Here is a 1959-nt window from a genome sequence, read left to right on the forward strand (position 1 = left end):
TTTATAATTCTCTAAATGTCCCCAAAAGAATTACTGTAATTCCAATTATTAAAGATGAAGGGTCAAAAGGAGACCGCGACTTTATTCAATGGGATACAGTTTCATTAATGAGTCTTTTAGATGTCTATGTCATCCTTGCCTATTACAATAATGCTGTCATCCATCCTTCAAGAAAAAACAAAATTACAGATCAAGAGTTCGATAATAACTATGTCAAAAATAAAATTATGGAAATCAGTAATTATCATAGTTCAGCATTGCATTGGAATTTAAAAGAAATAAATGACACTCTTCCATCACTAATTGATATTGTTCAAAAAACATATAATCGCCTTGAGGAAGAATTAAAAGTTTCGTTTCATAATTCGAGAGGTATACAACGCTTTAAAAGTCAATTTCAAAAAGGCGTAGCAGATTTTATGGCTACCTCAAGAAATAAAGCTAAGGAAGCCCAGAATAGAGAAATGCAGACTTTACAACCAAAAGAATTTTTATCAACATCAACAAAAGCAACTATCACAATCGAAAACTATCTTGGAGGCAAATACTACTTTACGACTGATGAAATTTCTATAGTTGACAAGAATTTATTTTTGATTGAAGGCAAACACTCAAGTAATTCAAAATTACCAAGTATAGGCGATATAAAAGATGGTCTTTTGAAAATGGTTTTGTATTGTAATTTAACCGATGTAAAAATAGATGATACTGATTTTACTCCCAAGCCAGTTTTAAAATTAACATCTACAAATATTTCTGAGAAAATATCTTCTCAAAGTTCGACTTCGGAAATAGAAGTATTTAAATCCTCTGCTGGTTTTAATGTGAATAATGTTGAGATTATCGATAGACTTTTCGCAGAAGCAAAGGCAAACAATTTTGAAGTTATTATAGAAGGCGTTTGACATGATTAGAAGTCCACTCAGATATCCTGGCGGTAAAAGTAAAGCTATAGATTCGATTTCGAAATTAATACCAGACTTTAAGGAATTTAGAGAACCTTTTGTTGGAGGTGGTTCTGTTTTCGTTTATTTAAAACAAAAATTCCCTTCGAGAACTTTTTGGATAAACGATATTTACCAAAACCTTTATCATTTTTGGAATGAGTGCAAAGAGAATCCGAACAAACTTATTGAATCAATTCTTGAATTTCGTTCTACTTATCCTGATGGTAAAGAATTGCATAGGTTTTTATTAAACAACATAGAATCATTTGATAACACTAAAAAAGCAGCCGCTTTTTTCATTTTTAATAGAATCACATTTTCGGGCACAACAGAAAGCGGAGGTTTTTCAAATGCTGCTTTTCATAAAAGATTTACTGAATCAAGTATTGAAAGAGTTAAAGCTCTTTCAAAAATTTTGGTGAATACTAAAATTTCTAATCTCGATTATGAAGAAGTAATATTATCTGATGGCAATGATGTATTTATATTTCTTGACCCACCTTATTATTCTGCCACAAAATCCGCTTTATATGGCAAAAATGGTAATCTTCATAAAATGTTTGACCACGAAAGATTTGCGAACGTGATGAAGCAGACCAAACATAAATGGTTGATTACTTATGACGACAGTGAGTATATAAGAGACCTTTTTTCATTTGCCAATATTAAAACTTGGGACTTAACTTATGGAATGCGTAACGTTACTAAAGATTCTAATCAAATTGGTAAAGAGTTATTCATTTCTAATTATTCGTTGAAGGAAAACATTACCAACCAGTATGATATTTTCTCTTATTCAGACTCTATTGAAAATATTGCTCAACAATAAAATTGCACATAACGAGACTGTCGAAAAAGTAAGATAAAAGAGTTATGGGAACCATTCTTTGGAAAAGAATTGCACGAGGCCTGCCTGCTGCAGGCAGGCAAAAAATTTAAATAAATTCCTGAAGTAAAAAGGAAAATAAAATTCCAGCAGAAATAAGTGGACCAGTTTATTGGGAACCTGAAA

At 31.2% G+C, this 1959-nt stretch carries 2 protein-coding genes; both read left to right on the forward strand.

Translation table 11 applies throughout. The features are described 5' to 3' along the window. The first annotated feature begins 107 nt into the window (after positions 1-107). Positions 108-905, forward strand: a complete 798-nt coding sequence (locus tag FJ213_13440; GenBank protein MBM4177156.1) for a hypothetical protein — start codon at positions 108-110, stop codon at positions 903-905. A 1-nt stretch (position 906) separates the two neighbouring features. Then, positions 907-1776, forward strand: a complete 870-nt coding sequence (locus tag FJ213_13445; protein ID MBM4177157.1) for a DNA adenine methylase — start codon at positions 907-909, stop codon at positions 1774-1776. Positions 1777-1959 lie beyond the last annotated feature (183 nt).

The sequence above is a fragment of the Ignavibacteria bacterium genome (genome assembly GCA_016873845.1).
In the GTDB taxonomy this organism is placed as follows: Bacteria; Bacteroidota; Ignavibacteria; order Ch128b; family Ch128b; genus JAHJVF01.